This is a genomic window from Heyndrickxia sp. MSNUG (genome assembly GCF_049532715.1).
Taxonomy (GTDB): domain Bacteria; phylum Bacillota; class Bacilli; order Bacillales; family Cytobacillaceae; genus Mesobacillus.
This window is the reverse complement of sequence record NZ_CP150978.1, coordinates 2182904-2208068: the sequence shown is the minus strand read 5'-3', so window position 1 is coordinate 2208068 and position 25165 is coordinate 2182904. Positions and strand designations below refer to the sequence as shown.

At 40.8% G+C, this 25165-nt stretch carries 29 protein-coding genes; 2 read left to right on the top strand and 27 right to left on the bottom strand.

What is annotated here, in order from left to right; genetic code table 11:
- Positions 1 to 91: 91 nt before the first annotated feature.
- The 5 genes from AABM38_RS11065 to AABM38_RS11045 all read right to left on the bottom strand — a co-directional run bounded on the left by AABM38_RS11065 (position 92) and on the right by AABM38_RS11045 (position 6958).
- Positions 92 to 568, bottom strand: a complete 477-nt coding sequence (locus AABM38_RS11065) for a DUF1641 domain-containing protein (protein WP_335430639.1) — start codon at positions 566 to 568, stop codon at positions 92 to 94.
- The gene (fdhF, locus tag AABM38_RS11060; RefSeq protein WP_423410425.1) at positions 568 to 3540 is read right to left on the bottom strand and encodes a formate dehydrogenase subunit alpha; all 2973 of its coding nucleotides are present in this window, start codon (positions 3538 to 3540) and stop codon (positions 568 to 570) included. The genes AABM38_RS11065 and fdhF overlap by 1 nt, the downstream gene beginning before the upstream one ends.
- Positions 3541 to 3615: 75 nt before the next feature.
- Positions 3616 to 4428, bottom strand: coding sequence for a formate/nitrite transporter family protein (locus tag AABM38_RS11055; protein WP_423410424.1), 813 nt, complete (start codon positions 4426 to 4428; stop codon positions 3616 to 3618).
- A gap of 846 nt (positions 4429 to 5274) precedes the next feature.
- Positions 5275 to 6390, bottom strand: a complete 1116-nt coding sequence (locus AABM38_RS11050) for a DUF4179 domain-containing protein (protein ID WP_423410423.1) — start codon at positions 6388 to 6390, stop codon at positions 5275 to 5277.
- Positions 6380 to 6958 carry an RNA polymerase sigma factor gene (locus AABM38_RS11045; RefSeq protein ID WP_423410422.1) on the bottom strand — a complete coding sequence of 193 codons (579 nt, stop codon included), beginning with the start codon at positions 6956 to 6958 and terminating at the stop codon, positions 6380 to 6382. Before AABM38_RS11045 ends, AABM38_RS11050 begins: the two co-directional genes overlap by 11 nt.
- Before the next feature lie 316 nt (positions 6959 to 7274).
- Here AABM38_RS11045 and AABM38_RS11040 point away from each other — a divergent pair, with 316 nt between their 5' ends.
- The gene (locus AABM38_RS11040) at positions 7275 to 7565 is read left to right on the top strand and encodes a hypothetical protein (RefSeq protein WP_423410421.1); all 291 of its coding nucleotides are present in this window, start codon (positions 7275 to 7277) and stop codon (positions 7563 to 7565) included.
- Between the two features lie 158 nt (positions 7566 to 7723).
- Here AABM38_RS11040 and AABM38_RS11035 read toward each other — a convergent pair whose 3' ends face one another.
- The 10 genes from AABM38_RS11035 to AABM38_RS10990 form a co-directional block, all read right to left on the bottom strand.
- A complete protein-coding gene (locus AABM38_RS11035; RefSeq protein ID WP_423410420.1) occupies positions 7724 to 8815 on the bottom strand; it encodes an ABC transporter permease in 1092 nt (363 codons plus the stop codon).
- Complete coding sequence (locus AABM38_RS11030; RefSeq protein WP_423410419.1) at positions 8812 to 9738, bottom strand: ABC transporter ATP-binding protein; 927 nt, start codon at positions 9736 to 9738, stop codon at positions 8812 to 8814. Before AABM38_RS11030 ends, AABM38_RS11035 begins: the two co-directional genes overlap by 4 nt.
- Before the next feature lie 187 nt (positions 9739 to 9925).
- Complete coding sequence (locus AABM38_RS11025) at positions 9926 to 10363, bottom strand: GNAT family N-acetyltransferase (protein WP_423410418.1); 438 nt, start codon at positions 10361 to 10363, stop codon at positions 9926 to 9928.
- A gap of 123 nt (positions 10364 to 10486) precedes the next feature.
- Positions 10487 to 10756 carry a hypothetical protein gene (locus tag AABM38_RS11020; RefSeq protein ID WP_423410417.1) on the bottom strand — a complete coding sequence of 90 codons (270 nt, stop codon included), beginning with the start codon at positions 10754 to 10756 and terminating at the stop codon, positions 10487 to 10489.
- Between the two features lie 141 nt (positions 10757 to 10897).
- Positions 10898 to 11530 (bottom strand): hydrolase, encoded by a 633-nt coding sequence (locus AABM38_RS11015; protein WP_423410416.1) that lies wholly within the window; start codon positions 11528 to 11530, stop codon positions 10898 to 10900.
- A 307-nt stretch (positions 11531 to 11837) separates the two neighbouring features.
- Entirely contained in the window at positions 11838 to 12263 is a 426-nt protein-coding gene (locus tag AABM38_RS11010) for a DUF6526 family protein (protein WP_423410415.1), read from the bottom strand.
- A gap of 106 nt (positions 12264 to 12369) precedes the next feature.
- Positions 12370 to 12738 (bottom strand): PH domain-containing protein, encoded by a 369-nt coding sequence (locus tag AABM38_RS11005; protein WP_423410414.1) that lies wholly within the window; start codon positions 12736 to 12738, stop codon positions 12370 to 12372.
- A gap of 697 nt (positions 12739 to 13435) precedes the next feature.
- Complete coding sequence (locus tag AABM38_RS11000) at positions 13436 to 14455, bottom strand: STAS domain-containing protein (protein ID WP_423410413.1); 1020 nt, start codon at positions 14453 to 14455, stop codon at positions 13436 to 13438.
- A gap of 280 nt (positions 14456 to 14735) precedes the next feature.
- Positions 14736 to 15428 (bottom strand): DUF421 domain-containing protein, encoded by a 693-nt coding sequence (locus AABM38_RS10995; RefSeq protein ID WP_423410412.1) that lies wholly within the window; start codon positions 15426 to 15428, stop codon positions 14736 to 14738.
- A 107-nt stretch (positions 15429 to 15535) separates the two neighbouring features.
- Positions 15536 to 15814, bottom strand: coding sequence for a hypothetical protein (locus AABM38_RS10990; RefSeq protein ID WP_423410411.1), 279 nt, complete (start codon positions 15812 to 15814; stop codon positions 15536 to 15538).
- 820 nt (positions 15815 to 16634) lie between these two features.
- Between AABM38_RS10990 and AABM38_RS10985 the strand changes: the two genes are divergently transcribed.
- Entirely contained in the window at positions 16635 to 17156 is a 522-nt protein-coding gene (locus AABM38_RS10985) for a hypothetical protein (RefSeq protein WP_423410410.1), read from the top strand.
- Positions 17157 to 17435: 279 nt separating this feature from the next.
- Here the strand turns inward: AABM38_RS10985 and AABM38_RS10980 are convergent, their stop codons facing one another.
- The 12 genes from AABM38_RS10980 to eutL form a co-directional block, all read right to left on the bottom strand.
- Entirely contained in the window at positions 17436 to 17768 is a 333-nt protein-coding gene (locus tag AABM38_RS10980) for an IDEAL domain-containing protein (protein ID WP_423410409.1), read from the bottom strand.
- Between the two features lie 84 nt (positions 17769 to 17852).
- Complete coding sequence (locus tag AABM38_RS10975; protein WP_423410408.1) at positions 17853 to 18266, bottom strand: RrF2 family transcriptional regulator; 414 nt, start codon at positions 18264 to 18266, stop codon at positions 17853 to 17855.
- A gap of 104 nt (positions 18267 to 18370) precedes the next feature.
- The gene (locus AABM38_RS10970; RefSeq protein WP_423410407.1) at positions 18371 to 18505 is read right to left on the bottom strand and encodes a BA3454 family stress response protein; all 135 of its coding nucleotides are present in this window, start codon (positions 18503 to 18505) and stop codon (positions 18371 to 18373) included.
- 30 nt (positions 18506 to 18535) lie between these two features.
- Positions 18536 to 18931, bottom strand: a complete 396-nt coding sequence (spxA, locus tag AABM38_RS10965; RefSeq protein WP_423410406.1) for a transcriptional regulator SpxA — start codon at positions 18929 to 18931, stop codon at positions 18536 to 18538.
- 581 nt (positions 18932 to 19512) lie between these two features.
- Positions 19513 to 20457, bottom strand: a complete 945-nt coding sequence (gene mdh, locus AABM38_RS10960; protein WP_423410405.1) for a malate dehydrogenase — start codon at positions 20455 to 20457, stop codon at positions 19513 to 19515.
- Between the two features lie 68 nt (positions 20458 to 20525).
- Positions 20526 to 20951, bottom strand: a complete 426-nt coding sequence (locus AABM38_RS10955; RefSeq protein WP_423410404.1) for a BMC domain-containing protein — start codon at positions 20949 to 20951, stop codon at positions 20526 to 20528.
- Positions 20944 to 21231: a EutN/CcmL family microcompartment protein gene (locus AABM38_RS10950; protein WP_423410403.1), complete on the bottom strand. Its 288-nt coding sequence runs from the start codon at positions 21229 to 21231 to the stop codon at positions 20944 to 20946. Before AABM38_RS10950 ends, AABM38_RS10955 begins: the two co-directional genes overlap by 8 nt.
- A 15-nt stretch (positions 21232 to 21246) precedes the next feature.
- Complete coding sequence (locus AABM38_RS10945; protein WP_423410402.1) at positions 21247 to 21927, bottom strand: hypothetical protein; 681 nt, start codon at positions 21925 to 21927, stop codon at positions 21247 to 21249.
- A complete protein-coding gene (gene pduL, locus AABM38_RS10940; protein ID WP_423410401.1) occupies positions 21924 to 22580 on the bottom strand; it encodes a phosphate propanoyltransferase in 657 nt (218 codons plus the stop codon). The genes AABM38_RS10945 and pduL overlap by 4 nt, the downstream gene beginning before the upstream one ends.
- 50 nt (positions 22581 to 22630) lie before the next feature.
- Entirely contained in the window at positions 22631 to 22924 is a 294-nt protein-coding gene (gene eutM, locus AABM38_RS10935; RefSeq protein WP_423410400.1) for an ethanolamine utilization microcompartment protein EutM, read from the bottom strand.
- Between the two features lie 19 nt (positions 22925 to 22943).
- On the bottom strand, positions 22944 to 24467 hold the full coding sequence (locus tag AABM38_RS10930) for an acetaldehyde dehydrogenase (acetylating) (protein ID WP_423410399.1): 1524 nt from the start codon (positions 24465 to 24467) through the stop codon (positions 22944 to 22946).
- A 36-nt stretch (positions 24468 to 24503) separates the two neighbouring features.
- Positions 24504 to 25157 (bottom strand): ethanolamine utilization microcompartment protein EutL, encoded by a 654-nt coding sequence (gene eutL / locus AABM38_RS10925; protein ID WP_423410398.1) that lies wholly within the window; start codon positions 25155 to 25157, stop codon positions 24504 to 24506.
- Positions 25158 to 25165 lie beyond the last annotated feature (8 nt).

Below are 25165 nucleotides of genomic sequence, written 5' to 3'. Positions count from 1 at the left end.
ATGATCCTCCTTATCCTGCCATTTAGTTTGATTCTAAAGAGGAAACCCATTCATTACATGAACGAATGGGTTTGCTTTTTCTTTGTATATACTATTTTAAACCTTCGCCCATACCTTTTAAAAGATTAAATCCAAATCCTATCGCCCGATTTATATCTGGATCCTTTATAGCCTTCATTAGGTCAAAAAGTCCGACTTTGGAATCTTCTGCTAACCCCTGCTGTGCCTTTTGCAATCCATTCGTCAGACCTTTAGCGAGCTTACCTGTTGTTTCAGGGTCCAATTCAGTAAGTATACCGCCAGCGGCCATCGCATTATTAATCATTTTTGTGACTGGCTCGCGCGAAAGCTGACCGACAGCAATTTTTGCTGCCTTTTCTTTTGTTTTTAGCAAGCTTCCTAACGCGTCCATGATCCCACTATCGTGTAATTCCTGAAGCAAATTTAAGGTCTCGAGCAAAGAATCCTTGTTATCCGCAACCCCGGAGAGAAGATAGTCCAGGGATTGCATTTTCTTTTGTTCTTCTGTCAGTTCTGTCTTTTGAACGATTTTTATCGGCTTTGCCATTACGCATCCCTCCTGTCATAGAAACCAGGTTCAATATGCTCATTGGTACTAGCAATCGGAACGTAATCACCGCGTTCCCACTTACGGTATATTTCAAGCCCCTTTTGCGGCGTACGAGTGGCATTACGCGGATTGTACCTTGGCAGCGGATTTTCTCCGTTGATTGCAAGGACCTCCATCCGTACTTTTGTTTGTTTATATGCTGGTGTATGTGTCACGACATCCACTGCCCCACCCGTAAGAAGATTAACCGCACTCTCGTGGCTTGAGGAATGCATTGGAACATAGACCGTTTTTCCTTCCACACGATCTGTTACAAGAACTGGCAGCTTAATCGCTCCATACGGTGATACAAGACGAACAAGTGAACCGTCTTTTACGCCTCGTTCTTTCGCTAGTTCCGGTGATGTTTCCACGAACACCTTTGGGAATTTGTAGTTAAGTCCTTCTGATTTCTGAGTTAAGTTTCCTTCATGGAAGTGCTCCAACAGACGACCATTATCTAACGCGAGATCGAATTCCTGTGGGAATTCCATTGGCGGAATATAATCAAACAAACCGAAACGTGCTTTTTTATCTGGAAAATTAAAGCCGTCTTCGAAAAGGAGCGGCGTGTTGGATCCATCAAGTGAACCCCAGTGGAAACTGTTCCACCCTTCGAGAACATCATAACTACACTGGCTGAAGAAAGGAGTTAAGCTTGCCATTTCATCAAAAATCTCACTTGGATGCGTATAATTCCAATCAAAGCCCATCTTTTTAGCGAGCTGTGTCAGAATCCACCAGTCTGGTTTACTATCGCCCAGAGGCTGTAATGCTTGGTACAAACGCTGTACACGGCGCTCGGTATTGGTAAACGTTCCATCCTTTTCAAGTGACGGAGCACCTGGCAAGATAACATCTGCAAATTGAGCGGTTGTCGTTAAGAAGATTTCTTGAACAACAAGGAAATCTAACTTCGCAAGCATCGCCTGTGTATGGTTCGAGTCCGCATCGACCCATGCCATATCCTCACCAGCTATAAACATCGCCTTCATCTCACCTTTATCGACAGCACCGAGCATTTCGATATTGTCAAGTCCAGGATTTTCAGGGATTTTCACCCCATAAGCCTTTTCAAATTTTTCACGGAATTCAACATTTGTTACGGATTGATAGCCAGGGAAGATATTTGGCATTGTTCCCATATCTGCCGCACCTTGGACATTATTATGTCCGCGTAATGGGTAAGCACCAGCGTTTGGACGCATCATGTTGCCTGTTGCAAGAAGCAAATTCGCAATGGCCACAGAAGTGTGTGAACCCGCGATATTTTGCGTTACACCCATTCCCCAGCAAATTACGGTTCCATCCGCATCCCGGATCATTTCTGCCATTTGTATTAGGGTTTCTTCCGGAATACCAGTAATATTCTCGGCCTCTGCCAAACTATAAGGCTCCATCATCTCCAAAAATTCATCATAGTGATTCACATGTTTTGTAATAAATTTCTCATCATGCCAGCCTTGGTCAATCATATACTTCGTAATAGCAGAAAGCCATACATAGTCCGTCCCTTGTTTTGGACGAACGAACAAGTCTGCACGGTCACCCATTTCATGTCTGCGCACATCCACGGTGATTAATTTCTGACCGTGAAGTTTCTGCGCCCGCTTAATACGAGTGGCAAGTACAGGATGTCCTTCTGCAGGTGCGCATCCCACGAGCATGACAAGCCCCGCACCTGCGATATCCTGAATCGTTCCAGAGTCCCCGCCAATGCCTCCAGTTTGCTGTAACCCCCATGAAGCCGGTGACTGGCAATAACGAGAGCAGTTGTCCACATTATTCGTACCAAATACTTGACGTGCCAGCTTTTGGATGAGGTAATTTTCCTCGTTAGTAATTTTTGATGAAGAAATAAAACCAATGGCATCACTGCCGTACGTTTCTTTAATACCGCCGAGCTTCTCCGCCACTAAAGAAAGAGCCTCATCCCAGCTTGCCTCCACAAACACATCACCTTTTCGAATTAAAGGCGATGTAATTCGTTCTTGAGAATTGACAAAATCCCAGCCGAATTTTCCTTTTACACAGGTTGAAACACTGTTTACAGGAGCGTTTTCAGATGGTTCAATTTTAAGGATTTCACGGTCTTTTGACCAAACTTCAAAGGAACAGCCAACACCGCAGAACGTACAAACCGTTTTTGTTTTCTCTATTTTCGTTTCACGCATGGCTGCTTCTATTTCTGATACGGCCATGATTGTTTGATAATCAGGCTCTACTGCTTTGACGATGTCAATCATTGGTGTAAGCAAGTCATCGGAAATCCCTGTCATGAATCCTGCATTTCCAATCATTGATTTTTCCATCAATGCGTTACAAGGACAAACCGTAACACATTGTCCGCAGGATACACATGAGGACTCATTAATGCTTTTTCCTCCATCCCATAATACGCGCGGCTGCCCGCTTTCCCAGTTGATGGTTAGCGTTTCATTCACTTGAAGATCCTGACAGGTTTCCACACATCGCCCGCACAAAATACATTGATCGGGATCGTAGCGGTAAAACGGGTGAGATATATCTACTCCATAGCCCTTAGAACGATGAGGTCGTGTCTGGTGTTCAATCCCCATTAGTTCTGCTGTATTATGTACACGACAATTGCCATTGTTATTGTCACATACAGTACAATATAATAAATGGTTTTCCAGTATACGATCCATTGCTTCTTCTTGAGCCTTCGTCGCAAGCTCCGATGACGTCAAAATGTCCATACCTTCTTCGATCTCAGTGGAACATGCACGCATGATGCTGCCATTTACTTCGCACATACACGTATCACAGCTCTGTACCGGTCCAAGAACTTCAGAATAGCAAATGTGCGGATGCTCCATATCTTGTTTTAGTAAATAATCTATAATACGAGTCCCTTTTTCCACTTGGTGTGCTGTTCCGTTGATAAGAACGTCCACTTTTTCCTTCACTGTAAATCCTCCTTAGTAAAAAACAAAGAAATCTATTGTACTTCAAAACAGAAGAATACTATTATTGAATAGTTGTTAACTTGCTTTCTTTATACTTACCCTTGCGTTCGATAGTGTTTGAAGGGAATCCTTGTGAACCATCCAATAGATTAAAGCTACAAAGACACCACCGCCAATCGCATTTCCAATGAAAACCGGAACAAAGTTTGCTAAATAATCCCCCCAGGTGAAGTGCCCCGCAAAGATTGCTGCAGGGATGACAAACATGTTGGCCACAACGTGCTGAAAACCAATCGCTACAAACGCCATAATTGGAAACCAAATAGCAAGTATTTTTCCACCGATATCATCGGCCCCAAAAGCCAGCCAAACGCCTAAACAAACGAGCCAGTTACAACCAATAGCGGAAATTAAGGTCTTAAAAAATGTTTCATCGATTTTCGCTTCTGCAATCGCAACAGTTTTGGTCAGAAATACACCTGTTTCCGTTAATCCAACAATGTGTCCAAAAAAATAAGCAACAAAGATTGCTCCAATAAAATTACTAACTAAAACCAACAGCCAATTTTTACCCAGTTGCTTTAGTGTGGCGCGCTTTGCTAGAACGGCAATCGGAAGTGCCATCATATTTCCCGTCAACAATTCTCCCCCTGCGATAATGATTAACATTAGACCCACTGGGAAAACTGCTCCACCTAAAAGCGAGCTGAAGGAACCCCATTCCTGTGGTAAGTTTGCAATAACTCGAATGTCTAATAAGAAACCAAATGAAATAAAGGCTCCACCTAAAAACCCTAATAATAGTGTATGAGCAGGCCGCATTGAAGCCTTCTTCATTCCAGCTTCAACCGCTAATTCCGCGATCTGCTGTGAACTGTGAAACGCCATATACTTATCCTCCAATAATTGATTTTATAGTGTTTTTTAAAACATAAGGACAATAATCCACCTCTTTGCTCACAGTTTTAAAATTAAATGTAAATTGAAAGCCGCGGGAGAATGAGAACGCAAAAAAGCCCACTATAAATCGGTTCACATGCCAATACATGTACCGTTTTACAGTGGGCTGAAAGCTAAGCATTGTTTTATACTAGCAATCCTTCCGCACAGACACAATGGAAAAACAGGATTTAAAGTCAATCTTCATTAACCAGCATCAATGAATTTTCCATTCTCTACAAATCTTTTTAACTTTAACATAGATTTATTGTATTGTGAACATTTTATGTACATTTGCATTTTATAAAAATTATAGGAATATTCATGAAAATATATGTGTTAATATAGTAGTTTTTCCAGGATGGATAATAGCGTTTAACTAGACTAACGATGAGATTTAATACAACATGTACAAATAATAGAAGCCAAGAATATACAAGTTTTTATTCAAGAACTTATATATTCTTGGCATATTATGATTCTAATTTTAAAAACCTCATTTACTTAAGATAAGGTTCCCCGCACCTGTTTAAAGGGCGGTTTTGAAGCACAGGGACGTACCTTATGCTTCTTAATTTTCCAATAAATGACGGATTCAGCAATTAAATCCGATTTAGCATAATAGATAGAAGCATGTGGTACTGTCCCACTTAGTGTTCAATATTTAAAAGTAATAACGCCTGTCTGTTAACAATTTCAGAAAAGCTACCACCATCTTAATTGAGTCTACTGTCGTTATACGAGAGGCATCGATAACTAAAAAGACCAGGACAAGCACTCCTGATCTTACACATATTATTGAAAACGCTTTTCTCCATTCTCAATAACAAATTCCTTTTTATCCTTGGTCCTGATGATGATCTTATAAGGGTCTTCCTTCACCTGTGGCCAAATTTCATCTGACTTGATAAATTCCTCTGCCATTGAATAGAGGTCGCTGGCGTGTTCTACTGCCCCTTTGTCCGTGCTCTTCATATTCATTGTGATGAAAATTCTCATCAATCCTTCTTTGCTTTGATAACCGACACCAGACACTTTATATTTCTTATATGTTTTAAATTCATGGGCGATGCCTGATACTGCGTTACTCCAGCGTGCGTATTGTTCTCTTTTCGCCAGATTGTACTTTATGATCTTCACTTCAACATAATCCTTGTCGCCTGCAGCGAGTGCATCTTCAACAGCTTTTTTAATTTCATCCACTTTTTCCTGCTTTTCAGTGCTCGGGATCTCAAGCTCAACCAGATCTTGCCTGTAACCAATGCTGTTTTGAAAATCAAATGGCTCAAGGGCAGCCTGGACGATTTCGAACACTTCTTCACTTTCTTTTTCGTTTTCGGCCTGCTCCTGCTTCCACTCTTCAGATGGTTCATGATGTTCTCTTACCTTGATATAATAATCCTCGATTCTCGTCCCTTTGAACTCCTCGCTCTGGACAATGGAAAGACCGATTTTTTTCACTCCATCTTCCATATCCTTGACCTGCTTTTCGGATGCATCCAATGTAACGAGGATTCCTTCTTTTTTACCCCCGACATGCTGGTTCACTTGCTTAACAGGATATCCTTCTTTTTTCAAAGCTTGAGTTAAGCGCTCCGTCAGGTTTTGCTCTTGGCTGTTAAAGATCGAGCTTAACGGCGGAATCTTCGCAACCATCTTGGCCATCGTTGGTGATACAAACCCTGACCCAACAAATAGCATGAAGCTGGCAGCAACTGCGGCCGTTGCCACCCCTGCCTTTTTCCAAACGGTCCATTGCTTTTTCAAGGCTTTATTAAAATCTACAAGCTCACTGCCAACCTTCTCCATCCTGTTTTCATCAAATTCTCCAGCCGCAAATCGCTCTGGCAAATTCTTTGTAAACTTCTCAAGTGAAACCGGGACCTGCAATTCATCCTTTTCATATCCCATAAGATTTTTCCTCCATTTGAAAGTGGGTCTGCTTTTTCATGAGTTCTCCAAGCTTTTTCCTGCCGCGTGACAACCTTGTTTTTACCGTATTGCTGTTTTCATTGAGGATCATGCTGATTTCCTTTACGGATAAGTTTTCAAAGTAATACAGCAGCAGCGGGACTCTTTGTTCATCCTTTAAATAGGTAATCAGCTGAAGCATTTCCTGCCTTGTTTCTTTTTCAACGGCTTTTTCATGAGCTGACTCGGACATCATCTTGGAGACCGCTTCTGGATTATTTTCTAGATCCGTAAACTGGTTTCGCTTTTGCTTCCGATACACGTCGATTGAACGGGTATAGACGAGTCGGTAAAACCATGCTTTAAAATGGCGGATTTCCACATCCCGCATAATACTGAGATAGCAGTCCTCCAGCGCAATCTGGACAGCATCCTCAGCCAGATCCCTCGAACCAAGGATGAGATAAGCCGTCTTATAAGCAGAAGAAAGCAGATGTTCGACCAGTCTGCTGAACGCATCCCCATCCCCTGCCCTTATTTGATTTAATAATTTCTGTTCCTCACTCAACTGGGCAACCTCCATTTAATTTTCTCACTAGTATGTCGATCAGACAGTGCATAATGGTTTCATTTTTAGCAAAAAAAATATGTAACGTTTTATTGCTAGAAGCAGAGGGACGTTCCCTTTGCTTCCTTTAACAGTAGGATTTTGTAGTATAATAATAAAGGATACGATGAAAGCCTTTAAAAATAAATGAAAGCAAAAGATACTTCCCCATGATTAGCAATTGAATAAATTCATACTTGTGGGCAAGATGCCCAAGCAAAATAGGCTAATGAAGCATATCCTTTAATGATTTTAAATAATAGAGGAGGGAATTGCTTTGACACATCATTATCACCGTGTACGCCCTGGCTTCGGCGGTGGGAGACCAGGATTTGGCATAGGCAGACCTGGATTTGGTATTGGAAGACCTGGATTTGGTTTCGGTGGATTTGGTGGATCTGGCCTTGGCTTAGGCTTAGGTTTCTTAGGAGGTCTTGCAACTGGTGCATTATTGGCTCCAGGTCCTGGATTCGGATATTATCCGCCATACCCGGCTTATCCGCCTTACCCGTATCCATATCCATACTCACAATATCCAAATTATAATGTTCCATACTCTCCTTACTAAATGGAGAAAAAATAGAAATAAGGAGCGCCATCTTTTTGGCACTCCTTTTTTTCATTAAACTGTAATTGTTCACATTTACTTTTAACCATGCCATTTTCCGTATTTTTATCATCATTAAAATAGAGTCCTCAAGGAAATCACAAAATACCAATTGCAACCTACTCCCACTTAAACACATAACTAGCCAGCACAAACCCGCCCACTAGCCAACACCCTAAAACAAGAGTTTCTGTCCCTAACTGAAGGAATGGTGTTCCAAGGTTCATCGTTTCCCTCAAAGCAGAACTCAAATGCGCAATCGGCAGGATCTTAACGATTGGCTGAATGATATCTGGCATATTACTGATCGGGAAGAACACGCCTCCAAGGAACAGCATCGGAAACGTAATAAATCCTGCAATCGGCCCAGCACTTTCAGGGTTTTTCGCAATTCCGGCAATAATGAATCCAAGTGACATAAAAGCAAGGGTGCCAAGTACAATGAAAAATATCAAGGCTAGCCATGAACCAGCGACCTCGATGCTAAAGACGAAATGGGCAATAAGCACGACCAGCATGGCTTGGGTTCCATTGAGCAGTAAACGAGCCGTGATTTGCGCAGCAATGAAGGTAGAAGCTTTTAGTCTCGTTCCCTGCATTCTTCGCAATATCCCTCTTTCACGCCAGGCAGAAATTTGGCCAGCAACTCCGTTCATGTTGTTGCTCATGATCATCATGGCGACGATTCCTGGTACGAGGAAGTCCACATAACGAATATTCATAGCTTCAATGCCCACTTTTTCAACTGTTACTAAAGGCTTGTAGTCCACAAGGTCTTTACTGTATTGATCAATAATTCCGTTCACAACTGTTAGGCCAAGCTCGGAGGTTGCAAGGTTTTTCTCATTATAATAAACAGGAAGTGAAAAGGTTTGTTTCCCATTCTTCACGTTTGCTTCATAGCCTTTTGGAATGTCAACGAGAAGCTGGATGTCTCCATTTTTCACCGCTTGTTTTCCGCTTTTAACTTTTTGATATTTTTTTGTTTTTAGACCTTCATGCTTGTAAAATAATTCTACTAAATCCTTCGAGGCTTCTGTTTGGTCAGAATCAATCACACCTACTGTTAACGATAGATTGTCGCCTTTTCCGGCAAAGGTTCCAAGCGCAAGCATTAAGATGATCGGGAATAGTAAGGTAAAGAATAAGACCTGTTTGTTTCGAGCAAAAATCCGTAATTGCGCGATTGTTAATTGCCAGTATGCTCTCATGATTCCCTGATGCTCCTTCCCGTCATATGAATGAATACATCCTCTAATGTTGCGAAGCGTGTTTGTAAATCCTCAATCTTGAACTGGTGTTCCGCAGAAGCTTGGATTAAGGACGTTAAGGCAGTCTGCAGATCATCCGTATATAACTGGACAAACGTTTCCTTGATGGACACCTCTTTCACTCCATCCATTTTCAAAAACCACTCTTGTTCAGGTGGATTGCTCAAATGGAATTCTACTGTGCTAGTAGACTGGAGTTTTTTCACTAGATTGTCCGGCGTGTCAAGAGCAATCAGTTCTCCTTGATCCATGATACCGATACGGTCACAGAGCACATGAGCTTCATCCATATAATGCGTGGAGAGAATGATCGTTTTTCCTCTCTCCTTTAAACGTAAGACGATGTCCCATAGGGTTCTTCTTGCTTGTGGATCAAGGCCAGTAGTCGGTTCATCCAGGAACACAATGTCTGGGTCATGGATCAGTGCTAGCGCAATGGCGAGACGCTGCTTTTGTCCACCAGACAGCCCTTTAATACGGTCGTTCCGTTTCTCTGTCAGGAGCATATCACCGATTAATTCATCAATGTTCACATGACTTGGATAAAAGCTTCCGTACAACTTCAGGATCTCTTCTACTTTTAATAGCTCGAATAAAGAGGTGGACTGCAGCTGTACCCCAATGACCTCTTTGACCTTGTTCACTTCTTTTTTCACATCAAAGCCTGCAAGAGTTGCAGTTCCTTCATCCGGCTTTCTCAGACCGACTAACATTTCAATGGTGGTCGTTTTCCCCGCTCCATTCGGACCGAGAAGACCGAAAATTTCTCCTTTTTCCACCTGAAACGATACTCCATTAACCGCCGTAAAGGAGCCATATCGCTTTTTTAACCCTTTTACATCTACTATTATGTCATTATGCATGACAAGCCTCCTTAGAAGGAAATTATGATCTTTCATTTTGAAAAACTCAACCAAAATAGGAAACAGCCAATAGGAATTACAGGTCTGTTACCTTTCACAAACTTAAATTATGTAAGGCAAGTAGATTATCGAAACGTAATAATTATTAATAATCAGGCAATGATTATAGTATTTATAAGTTAGTTTCTTATAACTGCAAACTCATAGTAATAGTCCTAATGCTAAATCCCAATTTTTCATACTGTTTAATTGCTTGATTCCCTGCAAATGCACTTAGGCGGATTTCTGCATATCCGTCTTGTTTTAGATGGTCAATACCAGCTCTCATTAATAGTTTGGAAATCCCATTCCCTCTAAATTCTTCGAGAACATATAATTCGTAAATAAATCCATTCATCCTATCAGTAAATGGGTCTTTGCTGGTCCCTATAAGAATCCAGCCCATTAATTTATTGTTTTCTGTTGCTATTAAATAATAACTTCCTTTTTCTAAAAGTGGTTTAATAAGTTGGTCAATTTTTTCTTTCGTAGGTTCTACTTCACCCAATGTGCCATCATAAACAGCTTGTGGCGACAGAGATAACACCTTTTTCAGTTCAGTTTCATTCGGTTTTCTAATATCCATTAATTGAGTCAGTCCTTTCCTTTTATTACGATGAGTCCAATAATGTTCCTCAAAATGGCTATTATGATCTTAAATTCTTCTTGTGTTTACCTGCATCGTAAGTTCAAGAAGAGAGACATTCTATCATTTCAACTTGGTGGTAATTTTATTTGTAAGTGATTTCCTTGTACCTTTGTATTTAAAGATAATAAATAGAGTGAGATGAATGATCAGTATAATGGGAAAATAGATTGTATTGATAATTTCTAAATTTAATGCTTTTTTAGCTGCCTGTAGACTTCCGTCAAACTTTGCATACTCATCTGCTTTTATATATTCAATATGTAATATTCCTCCAACAACACAAAACCCCAAAAAACTTATCAGTAACAAAAGATATTGAACCTTACTCATTATTACCTCCTAAATCCCTTAATTCCAAAATTCCTTATTGAGATTTGTTCAATAAGAATAGAACCAATAATGTCATATCTATTACTTAACGTATTCAACCCATCGCTGTTTATATTTTTCGGTCCTTGTTTGCCAGTGACATTAGTTGAAGATTTGTTTTCTAAGAATTGGTTTTATATTCTGTATCCCAAGTTCAACTGATGTCTCTATATAACCAATTATTTGGTTCATAGTAAAAACATTAAGTTTGTCATTTAGTACTTCTTTATCGTACTCCATATCTCCTAATACATAAGGAACAAATTTTTCAACATCTTTGGAAGTTACCACATCCAAATCTATGATTGCAGGAAAATGACTAAATGATTTTTTCAATTCATCTGTAAAACCATAGTGTTCTAATAACTTTCCATTTAGTAATCCAAAATCATTATGGTATAACTTATATAACCCTTCATCAGCATCCATTCTGTTCTTTAACCAAGAAAGGTAGAATCCTCTTAACCATATTTCATCAGCAATTAAATGTGCAAAGTACCCCAATATATAAGGATTTTCTATTTGTGAACCATATTTATGTAAAAAACCTTTATAATCAACGCTTCTTGAATAATCTTGCACTTCTCCTATAAAGAAATGGGATAAGTTTTTTTCTTCGAGTGAAAAAACTGCGTCTGGAGCAATGCTGCCAAGCAAAAATGATGTTTTTCCTTCGATCGATAAAGCCTCTGAAATTTTTTTACCAATAATCGAGTGCATTATTCTTGAACCCAAATTACTCTCCCCTTTTTTATTAATCCTTTATTTTAGTTCGAGAATTACGTTCATAACTCCTTTGTTTTCCAACTCCTTCTTTAACTAATCTGCCTGTTCGTTTAATAAGGCAATTCAAAAAACGGCCGTAAATCCTTCAAAAGAAAATCATCTATTAAATGCAAAAATTAAAGGATCAAATCGCAAACATAGCAATTTGATCCTTTAGTCCAATGACATCCCTATACAATAAACATTACTTTTTAAAGAAAATTAAACTTTTTGAAAGGTATCCGATCCATTACATTAAGAAGCTGTTTCTTTTTCTTTATACGCGATAATAATCGGCTCTCCAATGCCGAATTGCCTTTTTAATGTCATCTGGTTGAAGATTCTCTGACTTCGCCCGCTCAACTAACTCCAAGTATTCTTCGTCTCCGGCAAATCGCAGAGCTATCACTTGCTTCAAGGAAAGTTCGGAGTCTAATTGATTACCAGTTAATCGATAATAACGAAAATTTTCCTCATTACGAATGATACGATCCTGAAGCTGAAGTGCATAACCTCTCAGCCTCACAGTTATTAATAAAAGCATCAGCGCAAACCCTAACACAATCACACTAAGCAGCCACTCACTGCCAAGATGCTGTAAGAAAAACACAACCGATAAAATAAGCGTAATAAGTCCAATTAACATGATCCCACCATGGAATATCGGATCCATTTTTCTATGATTTTGATAATTTTGCCCCATCTTAACAACCTCCCATCAGAAGCACAGGGACGTTTCTTGTGCTTCCTTTCTCACTTCATATTTAGTCAGTTCTCATCGACACACCGTTCAACCCCTATACTCAACCTTATACAGCACCTGCATTTTTCACCTTTGATTTAATTAATGTTGAAAAGTCATTTACTTTATGGGAATTCGAAAAATTTTCAAAAACGATATAATCATCCTCATAATGCATCATTATCTTTTTGATAAATGGAATAGTACCATAGACAATTCCGTCACTATCATTAAAGTTTAAAATTTTATCATATTGAAACTCCCATTTCATGCCTTTTCCAAACATGGCGTCCGCGCAAAACAAAAGCTTCTCATCCGTCGCTGCCAAAATGCCCGACCTGCACATATAACCCAAATCTATTTGACAATACAAGGACGATAGCACTTCCTCCGTCTCTGTTAAATAAGTCTTCGCAGTTTCTAGATTCGCTTTCATACATTACTTCCCCCCTGGCAGCTAATGATCTTCCTTCACAACCGCTTTCCTTTTTTATGCAGCTGAACGCCACTTCGAAAACTTTGTTTCAATCATCAATTTTAGTCCACAGAACGATTTCATCTCCTACCCCTTACTATTCTTTACATTTGCATTAAAATCCTTTAGTTTTTCAATTAAAAACAGCTCTATAAAGCATATGGAATTAAATTGATTTACATTCTTAACAAAATCTTTTCTCGCGTTTATCCTTGAACTCAACTCCTGGGGCCAGTTGCAAGGACATAATCGATTTATCATTTTAATCCAAAAGCTTTTTAATCATAGTTTGGTAGGTCTTAATCCCATTTCCTTTACTTTTTATCCTAGTTTCATAGATGGATCTCATTTAATACCAGTTAAACCAATTTTAATACCAGTTGGTCTTTATTTAATACCGGCTAGATCGATTTTAATACCAGTTAGCCTTCATTTAATACCAGTTAGAAAAACGCGGGGCCGTTTCTTTTGCTTCAATGATTAAAAAGTGCGAAATGTTAATCGATGAACAACTTTCATTTTTCACTTTATCTACTTCTTTATCATTATCCTCAAAACCTTATTCCCCTTCACATTCCGCCTCCCGAATGAAACAAAAGAACCGTCCCCATGTCCACAAAAAAAGGCTGAACAAGAAGATTCCTGTTCAGCCTCATGATTATTTCTTTTTAACTAATTCATACCCATTCTGCTGGATGGCGTATTCTACGCCTTGCTGAAGACTGGAGAAGGATTGAATTCCTTCTATTTTTACTTTTGAACTTAATATTTGGATGCTCAGTTCAGCTGACACGCCGACAATAAAGCATTGGCCTCCGATCAGTCGGATCGACTGAATCAATTTTTGGATGCCATGAATGGTATATGAATCGACATGCTTAATACCCGTTAAGTCGATTAATAGGTATTTTGCTTTTAATTTGGTAAGTTCAACTAAAGCTTTTTCAATTAAATTGCTGAGCCGCTCATCATTGTACTTGCCAATCAAAGGGATGACAAGAATATCTTTAAGAACCGGGATGATTGGGGAGGAGAGTTCTTGGATCAAAGAGGAAAGCTCTTCCGTACGTGATTCCACCTTTTTCTCCAATTCCATAATGCTTTCCTGCTCTTTTTTTCTCGCTAATTCATGGATGTTTTGCGAAATGGTCACTGCAGATGGAAAAATCTCTATTTCATCATAATCATGGCCTTCAAGTTGGCTATTCACCATTTTATACCACATGTTTTGTTTGAAAAGTCCGCTGAAAATGCCTGCCCAATGGCTTGGAAGCAACACTCCAGCTTTATTTTTATCGGCAAGCTTGAAAATGCGGTGTTCCCAGCTATTCCGTATACGCACGACAGCCCTTTTTTCCTCATAAGAATACTCATGAATCTCAAAGATTCCCCAGCCAGCGCTTCTGTATATATCACTATACTCATTCAACAGCTGAACTACATCAGTTCTGCCTTCATAATAAGTGCTTACGAGTTGTCCCATGCGAAAACCCGTCACTTCATAAACGGTCTTCGACACATCGTTTCCAGAAATTTCTTCAATTGTATTTAAAAACAGCTCGATTGCTGAATCCCAGAAAAGCAGTGCAGGGGCCCCATCAAATGTAAGTTCACCCTCCTGGTCATTCCATACGAACTCATTTTTGTTTACTCTAATCTGATAGTTTGAATTCCCCATTTTTCTCTCCCTTGATAAACTGAATTAATTCTATAATATCTTAAAACAAAGTAATATACCAATTCACTACCCTTATATAACAAACTCTTACTAGTAGTTGAGACCTAAAATCGGGACTTTAATAACATAAACCCCCTTTATTTAACCATTTACTTTAATTCATGCTCCTTTACTATTCGCCTCCGGAATGAAGCACAAGAACCGTCCCACCGTTTACGTTGGGGAAATGCGAAAAAGGCTGAAGCGGTATTTAGAGGGTTCAGCCTTTTTTGTATTAAAATTATTGTGCCTTCCGCTCATATTTAATCACAAAAACCGGTTCATTTTGCATCCATTCTGCAAACAGCACATCTTCATAATGATGGATCTTCTGCTTTTCCAACTCCTTCTTCAGCCACTGTTCATCAAACCCGGCTTCTTTTAAATTTTCGCTGACTACTTCTCCGTCGATGATCAAATTAATTGGTAAGCTCGGGGCATCTGCTTTGATTTTTAAATCACTGTTTTTCGGTGTGTCGTAATCCGCCTTAGGAAGGACACTGATCATCCCATTTGTTTCGATGATTGCATATTCAACTTCTCTCAGGGAGAAATATCCTTGCTGTCTGACTAAGCTTTGGAGCTGATTGATATCCAGCTTTGCTTTTTTCAATGCGTCATATTTAATCTGGCCTTTATGTACGACAATGTTGGGTTCACCTTCTAATAATTTCCGTGTACCGATGAACTTTTGCGTCACCATTTCGGTTACATAAACAAGTACCGCCCATATTGCAACTGAGAAAGCAATTTCTCCGAGTCTCACTTCATGGTCATAGATGGCGTTCCCGAGCAGCTCGCCCAAGATAACCGCTGAGATAAAATCGAAAGGGGTTATCTGTGAAAACTGCGTTTTTCCTTGCAGCTTTGTGGCGATAAATAAAAAGACAAATCCACAGGTAAGCTCTACTGCAATTGATAAATAATGATTCAACACTCCCACTCCTTTTTACCATTATGGAAAAATCCGTGGAATTTGAACCCTAATTTTTAAAAAAGTGATCGGTTTTAGGTCATGTCCGATAAATCCAAATTCTTCTATTATCTTCTCCCTTTCCATACACCCAGTTGAAAAATGATAGCTGTATAGGTAATGAATATCGATAGGCTTACGATGATGTTCTGATGTTTTTTCCAAAGATCAAGAATCGTTTTTTGAAGGAGTTCCTTAGAATATAAATAGTAGATGTAGACCAATACCAAAGATATGAATACTAAGAAGGTAAAGCGGAGCATGTGCAGGAAGTTGAGGCCTCTATGAGAGTATCTTTTTCGCTTATATCCAATGGAACTTTCGTTGGAAAACTTTGTTTCCGCCATCGACATCACTCCTCTGACCCGATTCAATTTCTACCCTTTTATTATTCTTTGCCTTTGGAGCAATCTCCTTTGAATTCCTCAAGAAAAAACAGTCCTAGCAAAGATATACGGGTTTTGTTTTGAGGTGTAAAGTAAAATGACAGTTTAATTAACACACAAAAAAACATGATAATTCGATTATTTATCTTAAACAAAGGCAGGTAAGATTGGACTTCCCCCAGTTTCCCTTGCCTTTATTGCTTTATTTAATGAGCATCAATTGAATTCCTGTTAATCAACTAATAAAAAATTACTTTAGGTAAATACTGTACATATAAATAAAGAAGGTGACTACCATGAAAACGTTGTGGCTTTTTCTTATATTAGCAATTTTTTCGATAATATCCTTGTATATTTTGATGAAGAAAATGAACGTCACTAACGTCTTGGGCTGTTATTTTTTATCCAATATACTTATTACTAATACAGGAATAATCATTAACTTAAATTTAAAATTAACGAAGCAAGATCCATCAAGTCAATTAATTTTTTGGACACAAAAAATTCCTGAGATGTCTCTCAAGCCAGCCTTACTTTTATGGTTAATTTATATTTTGTTCTCTAAACGTTCAATTTTTAGTAAACTTATTCATCTTTTCATATTCTTAACAGCACTTATTTCTATAGAGTTATATTTCGTTCAAATTGGTTATTTGGAATGGGTAAATTGGAATGTATTTTATGGATATTTGAGATACAGTCTAATTATTATATTATTAGCTATTTACTCCTTTTATTTAGAAAAACTTATTAATAGAAGCAATGGGGTGAATACAACTAGATGATTTTACCTCTTCCTATACAATTTGATGCAAATGAAATATTTATTATTATTTCCACACTATTATCTTGGCCCCTCATGTTTATTTTGCCTAGACACTTATCTGCCGTTACCATCACTATTATTTGGACATTTAATGTCTTTCTTGCTTTGTTGGCCGATATTACCATTGGTGTAAAACCAAATGAATTTTACTTTACGATCGATCATAAAACACATGAATTATTTGATGTATTATTGCACTTTGTAACTTACCCTACACTACCTTACTTTGTAGTAAACTTTTATCAACAGAGTAGACCCAAGGGTTTAAAGCTTCTATTTTATATTATTTTTTGGGCAGGGATAGCTATCGCTCTAGAATGGATTTCAGTGAAGTTTCATGTCTTTACATATAGGGGTTGGAACTTGTATTTATCCTTTTTAGTTTATTTGGTTGTATTTACCGCTAACATTTGGCTTTCCAACTTTACTGAAAAGAAGCACCCTTATAAACCCAATTCAACTAATCGATTCAATTAAATCAACATTATGATTGCCGAAGTAATATTCTATAGAACGAGGCAATGACTTTTTTGGGAATGGAAGTTTATCATAAAATCATTATTTCTATGCGATTCTATTCGTAATTTTTGAATGCTGAATGGCAAAACATCGATATACAAAAAATAGGGTACGAAAATCTTTGAGATTTCGCACCCTTTTAGCGTTGGATTTTGCCGTTTTTAACCCTTAAAAAGAACCCATTAAACAGAAGCAGTCTTTTCAAATCAAACAAGTTCCTCAATTCTTTTATCAACGTTACTTTACGCTCCTAACAAGCTCCCTCATGGCATTCAGCTTGGAAGACAGCTTCAAAAACCAATCTTCATCTCCAGTAGCTAGTGCCAAATCTATTAGATTAAGAATTTGTTCTTTATTTCTCACATTCGAATTAGGCAAAATTTTAACCTTATTATTCATAATAGGAATGGTTTTGCCGACTAATTCTTGATTGTCACTTGTCGTGACGGTTACCTTTGTCATTCCTTCAAGAAGATCAAATGAATCAACATAACCGATTATTAGTTCTCCATCCCGTGATTGGGCTTTAATCCAGTCGCCGATTTTTAAAATGGCATTATTTGTGGACATATTAATCACCTCTTTAAAAAGTTCCTGCTAAACTGTAATTTTTTTTATTACACTTTCAACATGAAGAGATCTTCACTCTTCTAATTACTCTTCTTTATTGATCAGGTCGACCACTTCTTTTAAGGAATAGTTCTTTAAATATTCCCCTAAATGTTCTTCTGCACCAAGGAAAATGGCAAATAGGACTCTCTGCATATTTGCTCCAACGACACACCGCTCATTTGAATCAGGACATTTTGGCTGCAATGCGCCTTCAGAAGTTAATTTATATATATCCCAAAGGTTCACTTCGCTGAGATCGATCGCAAAAAGAAATCCTCCGCCCGTACCTTCTTTCGATTTTATAAAACCGTGCTTCTTTAACAAACTCAGCACTTTGCGGATGCGTACAGGGTGGACACCTGCACTCTCTGAAATCGCATCGCTCGTAGACATTCGGTCCGGCTGCAGTGCAAGAAAAGTTAAACTGTGAATGGCAAGAGTAAAGTCACTGTTCATAGCCTGGGCTCCCAACATGAGGATCAATAGCAGATCCACTAATTTACTGTAATATTATATGTTACAGATTATTTTGTCAAAGTTGCTGTTTCTACTGAAACACGCTAAGTCCTCCACTGTTTCTCCACTTGCTCCTCGGCTACACGTTTGATTTGGTCCCGTTCCATTTCCCTTTTTACGATCACATTGGTTTGATAATTTTTACCTTTATAATGTACTGTAAGGAATACCTCTCTCATCTTGACCTTCCTCCTTCCTTTTTTTAAAGATTAGTTAGCCTTGCTTTCCCACTCGATGACCGGAAATGTCCGAAGACTGCGCGGCAGAAAACGGCGAATTTCTTCATCGTTATAACCAACCTGCAATCTTTTGTGGTCCTGGATAATTGGACGGCGCAGCATGGTCGGGTTTTCAATGATTAATTCATATAATTCTTTAAGCGGGAGTGAATCAATATCCACATTTAATTGCTGATACGTTTTTGAGTTCGTTGAAATAATCTCCTCAGTGCCGTCCTCAGTAAGCCGAAGAATCGATTTAATCTCCTCCTCTGTAAGTGGCTCCGAAATAATATTCCGTTCAACATACTCAATTTGATGTTCCTCAAGCCACGCCCTCGCTTTCCGGCAAGAAGTACAGCTCGGTGTGATATATAAAGTGACCATGAATTTACAACTCCTTAGATGAAAATAGATTTTTAACTGTAATAAAAAAAATTACATTTACGGTAAAAAAAATCTCACTATATTTGAAAACTGACTTAAGTTTAGATTGCTTATACCTTACTGTAATATTAATCTTTACAGTTCAAGAAGTCAATATGATTTTATGCATGCGCTTCAATCTAATAAAGAATTTTGTAATCACATAAAAAACAACTGAAATTCCATTAGATCTTCTAAAAAAGTTACCTCCGCACCTGTTCTCCTATTTATTCATAAGTTTTTGGTTCTATTTAATCTAAAATATCGTTTTTTTCGAACTAAAAAGCTTATGAATCCTAGAGAAACCTCCTTTATCACCAGTAAGAGTGGATTTATCACCAGTAAGAGTGGATTTATTACCAGTAAGATCAATTTTATTACTAGTAGCGGCATTCAAAAGCAAAGGGACGTATCTTGTGCTTCTTTCAAAGAAGATCATCATTAATCTGTTTCATTGAAGTATCATCCTACTTAATAGGAACATGGGGACGGTTCTCGTGTTCCACTTCGGAACACGAGAACCGTCCCCATGTTTACACATATTACTTAGTCGCGAGCAGCTCCATAACGTTTTTAACGGAGTGTGCGGAGCGGTTTAAGGCGCTTTTTTCTTCTTCTGTGAGTGGTATTTCTATGATGCTTTCGATGCCTTCTCCGCCGAGGATGGTTGGTACTCCGAGATAGAGTCCTTGATAACCGTATTCACCTTCAAGGTAGGCTATCGATGGCAGGATTCGCTTTTTGTCTTTCAGGATGGCTTCTGCCATTTGAACCATGGAGGCTGCAGGTGCGTAGTACGCGCTTCCTTGCCCGAGGAGATTGACGATTTCTCCGCCGCCTTTGCGGGTTCTTTCCACAATCGCTTCGATGCGTTCAGCAGGCAGGATTTTTTCAAGTGGAATTCCTCCTGCGTAAGAATAGCGCACGAGCGGAACCATATCATCGCCGTGGCCGCCTAAGACAAAGCCCGAGATATCCTCGACTGAAACGTTAAGCTCCTGGGCGACGAATGTATTGAATCGCGCTGTATCGAGTACGCCTGACTGGCCAATGACCCTGTTCTTTGGAAAGCCAGTCGTTTTCTGGCATACATAGGTCATCGCGTCCACCGGGTTGCTCAGCACGATAATCACGCTGTCTGGCGCATATTTTTTAATATTCTGCGAGACATCGATCATAATTTTTTCATTCGTTGCCACAAGGTCGTCACGGCTCATGCCGGGTTTGCGCGGCAATCCAGCGGTGATCAATACCAAATCTGCCTCAGCAATGTCCTCATAGCTGGATGTGCCTGTGATATTGACGCTGAATCCTTGGACAGGACTCGCTTCTAGCATATCCAGTGCCTTCCCTTTCGTCGGATTGCTCTGAGACGGGATGTCGACAATGATGACATCGCCAAGCTCTTTCTGGGCAAGCATAAGTGCTGCTGTCGCTCCGGTAAAACCAGCGCCGATAACAGCAATCTTTTTCCGTTTGAATCCCATTTGATCTTCCCCCTGCCTATCTTTTCTTATGGAGAATGAAGCTCTCTGTTGTTATTACCAGAACCACATTATTCTTTTGGAGGGCTCTTTTTTCCTGGCTTTTGAGCTGCAGACGTATTTTCTTCGACTGTATTTCCTTCCGGCTGCGCGATCGCAGTCTCAGTGCTTACCGTCTCTTCCTGCTTGACTACAGGATCTGCAGGCTTTGGTGTTTCCTCTTTTTTATCCGTAAATAAAACTTTTCCTACTTCTTCATCAGGGTGGGGAATGACGTGTGCAGAAACAAGCTCTCCTACTCTTGCTGCTGCGGCACTTCCTGCTTCCACTGCTGCCTGAACGGCACTGACATCGCCCTTGATTAACACGGTTACAAGCGCTGCGTCTACCTTTTCCTGTCTTAAAAGGGTGACGTCCGCTGACTTCAGCATCGCATCTGCTGCTTCAATCGAACCAATCAGTCCGCGTGTCTCAATCATTCCTAATGCTCTACCCACGTGTCCAACCACCTTTCTCTACATCAATCGAGTCTATAATTCCAACTACCAGGGCATCGATTGGCAGTTTTTTATCAGGTGACATATTGGCTGCTGCGCTTCCTCTTGTGACAAGCACTTTATCGCCAACGCCCGCACCGATTTTGTCTACTGCGACAAACGGAATCTCACATGCTGATCCATCCGGATATTCTGGCTGGACTACAAGGAATTTCAACCCGGTCAATTCATCTTCTTTTCTCGTGGCCCATACATTGCCTACTACAGTACCTATTTGCATTTCACATTGCTCCTTTTACTCTGCCACGATGATGCTTTTGCCCAGCTCTCTCGCAGCGTCCCGTGCAGAGGGAGTGATGATCGTATTTTTGCAGACAAAGATTTGTTCTGTCTTTGTATCTTGTACATCCCGCTGTGTCAGAAGTTTTTTCTTGCCAGCATTAGCTGACGTTGGCATCAGCTGGGGTACTGGTTCAGCTTTCTGACTGCCCTTGCCGAGATTGGCAAAATCGTCGATACTTTCAACCTTGACTCCAAAGCTGTTTAATTCTTCGATATAGTTAAGCAGCTTCTGGATGTACTTGCTTTCTGAAGACGGTCCCTTTTTTGCCAACAGATGCTCTTCAAGTGTCGGTTCAGGTACAATCGTTCCTTTCTTCCCTGTCAATAGACAGTGAGCAAGGAGGATGCTATCAGGAGTATCCGCGATACCTAAAGCCCCTTTTACGATCAGGTCCTGACTGGCTCTAAAGAAGATGATATGTTCGACAGACTCACAATCTTCTATCTTTGGTTCCCTGGCAAAATTCAGGTCCCAATTCTGCTTTAATTTTTCTAATGTATTTTCAAAAATCCACGAGGCATCACCAACAATCAGCAGTTTTGGCTGATCAGATGTGACCTCCGTTTTCCCTTCACTTTCGAGCGCGCGTATGACTTCCAGTACGATCGTTTCAATCATGCTGCGATCGATCATCGGCGTTCACCATATTTCTCCAGACGACCTTCCTTGGCAGGAAAAATAAGTCCTGCATTCGCTTCGTCTGTATCAATGTGCATTTCCAGCTTGTAGCGATCCGACACACGGATCAGCACCTTCTCAAATGATACTGGTCGCTCACCGTCAGCTACCACCCGGACCCACTCGCCTTCTTCTACGGAAAAAGCTTTAGCATCAGCAGGTGTCATATGGATATGCGCCCTTGCGACTATGCAGCCTTCCTTCTTGAAGAGACTTCCTTTCGGTCCTATTATGGTGATTGGGGCAGAGCCAGCGATATCGCCTGACATCCGGACGGGCACCTTCAGTCCGAGCTTGATGGAATCCGTCTGGCTGACCTCTACCTGGGTCATGCTGCGCGCAGGACCGAGGATTCGCACTTTTTCAATGCTTCCCCTCGGTCCTGCGATCATGACAGTTTCATTGGCAGCAAATTGGCCAGGCTGAGAAAGTTCTGACCTTACTGTTAGTTCATAACCCGGTCCAAACAGGGCTTCAACATCTTCCTTGCTCAAATGGCAATGGCGCGCGGAAATGGCCATCGGAACCGTTGTCCTTTCGGAAGCAGCCAGCGTTGAAAGACGCGCGACTACTTCCTTTACAATTGCTTGGATGGAATCCTGGTTCATATGAAAAACTCCTAACCTTTTATGCTGCTAGACTGTAAAATCTGATTCTATTAAAGTTCAACATCGATCTTTGGAAGGATGCTTTCAAGCTCGTTGTGTGGACGTGGAATGACGTGAACGCTCATCAATTCGCCAACACGCTGAGCTGCTGCAGCTCCTGCGTCAGTTGCTGCCTTAACAGCACCTACATCACCGCGTACCAATACAGTTACGATTCCGCCGCCAACATGTACTTTTCCAACAAGGTGTACGTTTGCAGCCTTTACCATTGCATCAGCAGCCTCAACAGAAGCTACAAGTCCTTTAGTTTCAATCATTCCAAGTGCAGTTAATTCTCTAGCCATTTTAATTTCCTCCTAATAGTTAGTTATATTGTTTAATTACTTGATTCACCATTTCAGCGATTACTTTTGGATCTGGCAGGCCATTCGGCTCCAGCTGCTTCAGAACCTGATCGACAATAGCTTCCAGGTCCTCTTCTTTTTTCTTGTTATTGCTTACCGGAATCGAAGCTGTTCCCGGCTTGGGAATATCAACTTCTTTTATGCCATATGCCATTCTCTTGATATTGATCAGATGCTTGGCTGTCACATTATCAGATGTGATATTGCCGCCGAATGAACCGCATCCCAGTGTCAGGGATGGCTTCAGTCCAGTCGTGGCTCCGACTGCGCCAATGGATGAAAGAGTATTGACCATCATCCTGGATACAGGCATCGTCATCGCAAAATCATTTGCCACCTTGTCATCCGTTGTATGGAGTGACAGGCTGTGTCCCATTCCGCCAAGCCTTAGCAGCTGAAGACAATAGTCTTTTGCCTGCTCATAGTTCTCAGCTGTGTAAAAGCCGAAAATCGGGGATAGCTTCTCGATTGAAAATGGTACATCCTTGCCAACCCTTGTTTCTTCAGCAATCAGCACCCTCGTTCCAAGTGGTACTGTTACTCCGGCCATATTGGCGATTTTAACGGCATCCTGGCCGACGATATTCGGATTCAGTTTGCCTGGCGCCGGGGAGATCAGTTTCTCCACTTTCGCCTTCTCTTCTTTCGTAAGAAGATGGCCGCCGTTGTTGCGCAGCTCCCTGAGAACCATTTGACGGACATTTTGGTCGACGACAATCGATTGCTCGGTTGCGCAGATTGTCCCGTTGTCAAACGATTTGCTGTCCATGATCATCTTGACTGTTTTTGGGATCTGGGCTGTTTTTTCGATATATACCGGAACATTCCCAGGACCTACTCCGTATGCGGGCTTCCCTGAACCATAAGCGGCGCGGACAAGTGCGCCTCCTCCAGTCGCGAGGATGAGATTGACATCTCTATGCTTCATCAGTTCATTCGTTGCCTGCATCGATGGATTGGAAATCCAGCCAATCAGCCCATCCGGTGCCCCTGCTTTGACAGCCGCCTCGTTGCAAATCTTCAATGCTTCCACACTGCAATTCTTTGCTCGAGGGTGAGGGCTGACGACAATCGCATTCCTTGACTTAAGGGCGATCAATGTTTTAAAAATGGCTGATGATGTCGGGTTCGTTGTCGGGATGATCCCGGCGATAACACCGTACGGATAAGCAATTTCAGTTACTCGAAGCTCTCTGTCCTCAGAGATGACTCCGACCGTCTTTTCGTTCTTAATCGATTCATAAACGGCCATCGAGCCCACTTCGTTCTTGATCTTTTTATGTTCAACGACTCCCATGCCTGTTTCACTGACCGCCATCACGGCAAGGTCCAGTGATTTTGCATAAGCAGCTTCAGCGACCGCCTTAACGATTGCATCCACCTGTTCCTGGGTGTAGTTCATGTATTTTGCCTGCGCTTCCTTCGCTCTGCGAACGGCATCACGCATTTCCTGGATCGATTGAAGATCCTGATCAAAATTCATGCTTGCACACTCCTTTCTTGCTGATTTCATCCTTCTTTAATAGGTGCCAGGGCTTCTGGCAATATCCATTATGGCATCCCTGAAGGCATCAGCAGCTGCCTGGCAGGCTGATTGTGAACCTGTCAGATAACCGCCGCCAAAGTTGGTTTCGGATGGCGGACCGAAGAACTTCACTAGCTCGACGTCGGCTGCTTTCAATGCTGCATCGAGACCATATACTGCCTCAAGCGGCGGAGCAATCAAATAAGCGATAGCTTCCCCTTGCCTGATTCCAGCTTCCTTGGAGAGAAAAGAGCCTGTTCTCGACACCACATGAGCAAAAAGGGCATGACTTTTATCTTCATTCAAAGCTTCGAAATAGACATCCTGTTCTGCAGTCTGAATGATTGCTTCCAGTCCGCTTTTGATTTCATCAGGACTTGGGCCGGCGATGATCCCAATCATCTCACCAGATAGCGGTCCTGATGCATGGGCTGCACCAGCGTAGAATGATCGAGCATACACTACCTCGACATCGGCTCGTTTCGTTGCTTCATCGAGTGCTGTATATCCAATATCATCAACCGTACTGGTAAAAATCCCAAGGCTTCGCTGATCTGGCTGCAGATTGAACTGTTTCGCCAGTGCACCGTCGACATTCGGGATGACCCTGACTGCCAGGATATCAGCATGTATTCGTCCGAGTGCCATAATTCCAC